At 61.4% G+C, this 3,136-nt stretch carries 1 protein-coding gene; it reads right to left on the bottom strand.

All coding sequences use genetic code 11. The features are described 5' to 3' along the window. Positions 1-3,119, bottom strand: a 3,119-nt coding sequence (locus FGA82_RS30515; RefSeq protein WP_171057394.1) for a filamentous hemagglutinin N-terminal domain-containing protein, incomplete at its 3' end; no start/stop codon positions are given. Positions 3,120-3,136: the final 17 nt, after the last annotated feature.

Raw genomic sequence — 3,136 nt, 5'->3', positions numbered from 1 at the left:
GCATCACGGTTCTTGATGCCCTGACCGGCCGTCAGGGAGACGCTGCCCCCTTGAAGATTGGCGCCGGTGGCGTTCTCGATGGAGCCGGTGTCAGATTGCACCTGCAGCTTGTTAGTGGCGGCAATGTTGCCCTTGGTCTCGTTACGCACATCGCTGCGCGCCTTGAGGGTCACGGCGTCCCCGGTCAGGGTCGAACCCGCACTCGGGGATTGACCGCTGTTGGTGATCTTGTCGGCATCGATGAGCAGGTTCTGGGTCGCCGAGACCTCCGAACCGTCCAGGTTGGAAGCCTGTCCACCGGCGGTGAGGCTCAGATCGCCCGTGCTGATGATGTACGACTCCCCGCTGTTGCTCACATCGCCCTGCGCAAGCACCGTGACTTGCTTATCGCCTTTGATAATCGCCGCATCACGGTTCTTGATGCCCTGACCGGCCGTCAGGGAGACGCTGTCCCCTTGAAGATTGGCGCCGGTGGCGTTCTCGATGGAGCCGGTGTCAGATTGCACCTGCAGCTTGTTAGTGGCGGCAATGTTGCCCTTGGCCTCGTTACGCACATCACTGCGCGCCTTGAGGGTGATGTCGCCACCTGTAATGGACGATACCGTCGGGGCATCACCCTGTGTCTCGCCACTGTTGGTGATTTTATTGGCATCGATCAGGACATTGCGATTGGCCTGAACGAGCGAGCCTTCGAGGTTGGACACCTCTCCACCGGCGACGAGGCTGATATCGCCCCCGCTGAGCAGGAACGACTGCCCGGCGTTGCTGACATCCCCTTTGACGTTGATGTTCAACTGATCGTCCACGCTGATCAAGGAGCCGGCCTTGTTCGTCAGCTGATCACCGCTGATGTTCAACACATTACTGGCCAGCGAGGTGCCGCTGTCGTTGATGAGCTGACCATCGGCATGCATGTTCAGCGTGGTTCCGGCGGTTATAGTCGCCGCGTTTTTCAGCATCTTCCCGGCCGACAAGGTTCCGACCAGACCGGCATGAACATTACTGCCAAGCCCCAGGTCGATGTTGTCTTTGGCCACGATCTGCAGGTTCTGATCCGTCAGGACGTTCGAATCCGCACCGTTGGTAAAATCACCGGCCGCGATGTTCAGGTCCTGAGCCGCCTCCGTCACCCCGCCGTTGCTGAAACTGGCCGCAATCTGAAAGGTGGCCTTGCCGTCGGCGTGAATCCGTGAGTCCTGGTGGACGTTGGACAAGGCGTTGAGGATGACCAGCAGGTCACCGCCGCTGATAATCTTGCCGCTGCTGACCAGCTGCGCCTGGTTGCCCGCCGCCTGCTTGATCGTCAGCTGGCCTTTGGCGGTAATGGCTGCCAGGTCCGTGTTTTGGCTCTGATCCTTGAGCGTCAGGTCCAGATCGGTACCGGCCACCAGACCGGCCTCGTTGGTCAGGGCGCCTGCCTGCAGATCCGCTTTGCCGCCCGCCATCAGGCCCGCACAGATCTGCTGGCCCATGCCTGTGCACAAGTTGTTCAACACGTCAGTGACCAGCTTCATGTCACCCTGGGTATTGATGATCCCCTTGTTGGTGAGCTGACGGGCCAGCAGGTTGATGCCGCTGTTGCCCAGGTCCTGGACGATGCCGCCATCGTTGACCAGCGTGTTGGCCTCGATGTTCACGCCATTGTGGGAAATGATCATGGCATTGGTTTTGAGCGTGAAGTTTTCGTCAAAGTTGCCGACCCCACGCTGGACCTGCAGCTTGCCGTCGGCGATCACCAGCGGCTGGTTGGCCGCCACCGGCGAGCCATCCAGGTTGGACGCTACGAGCGTACCGGACAGGGTGAAGTCGCCGACCTTGAGGTTGATGGACTTGACCGGCCCTGGCGCCGCCGACGTGGCGCTCAGTTGGGCGGCCTGTACCAGCAGGCTGTTGGCCGTCACCGACAGGGTGTCGCCCTGAACGGCGTTGCGGATGGTGATGGTTTTGCCGGCATTGAACGTCACCGCCTGGGCGGCGCTGAGGCCTTGATCGGCGGCACCGGTGCCCACCTCAATGGAGCCGGGCGTGGTGAGGCTGGCGTTGCGACCGGCCTGCACCGTGGCCACGGAAATATCGCCTTGGGCCGAAATCGAAATGTCTTGGGCGCCACGAATCAGTCCGGCATGGCGCACACCGGCGCCGGTTTCGGTACTGCGCAGGGAGATGTTGCGACCATACATGGCCCCGGCCACCGTGCCGTCAATGGCCACGGCAGGTGTCCCCGGGGCTGAGGCGCTGTTGACGTCGACCTGGCGGGTGCCCGCGGTGTAGGTGTTCAGACCGGCAATCGCGTTGATGTCGGTGGCGCTGGTGGCCGATCCGACCGAGCCCTGCAGGGCGATCGAGCGGGCGACGATGTCAAAGTACGACAGTCCGGTGGTGTCCACGTTGCTCGGGCCCACGGTGACGCGTCCGTCACTGACGGAGAACTGCAAGCCGCTCGAACTCACGATCGGCTTGCCCGTGGTCACGGTCAGGCTGTTGGTGTTGAGGGTATTGACCCCGTTGAGGGTAATGCCGTTGGGGTTGGCGATGAACAGGTCGGCCTTTTTGCCAAACACTTCCAGGGTGCCGTTCAGGTTGCTGGGCGTGGGGCCAGTCACATCCACCAGGATGCCATTGGCCTGCTGAACGAGCTTGGGGTTTTTAAACCCAGCGCCGCCTAGGCTGCTGGTACCATTGACCAGGCTGTTGTTGAACACCACCCCGGGGGTAACGGCATCAAAGCTCTGGAATTTGTTGTGCGACAGCCCGGTGGCGTTGGGATTGACGATTTCAATCACCGGCACGCCATTGGCGGCTTGCACCACATTGGGCTTGTTGATGCCGCCGGCCGGATCGGCCACCGGCAGTGCACTGGCGATCGCGGGTACAAAGACCAGGGCCGTCAGCAAGGCACAGCCGCCGGCCTTGGCCACCACTCGTACTTCAACAAGCGATTGCTGCAGCGTTCGCAGTACCGCCACCACGGGCAGCAAAGGCCACACAGGCGCCTGTGCTACGTCGGCGTGCAGACCGGTGCCCTGACTCTTTTTGCCCTGCGAGGTCGTAATTTCGGCCACGGGTATTAAAAAGCCGAGCACCTTGCTGAAGATCAAGCGGAAACAACGACGGTTCATGCGAATACCTGAATTAT

The organism is Pseudomonas fluorescens, assembly GCF_005938625.1.
Taxonomy (GTDB): domain Bacteria; phylum Pseudomonadota; class Gammaproteobacteria; order Pseudomonadales; family Pseudomonadaceae; genus Aquipseudomonas; species Aquipseudomonas fluorescens_BD.
Note: the sequence above shows the minus strand (reverse complement) of the source record. Positions and strands in the feature narration are given on the sequence as shown.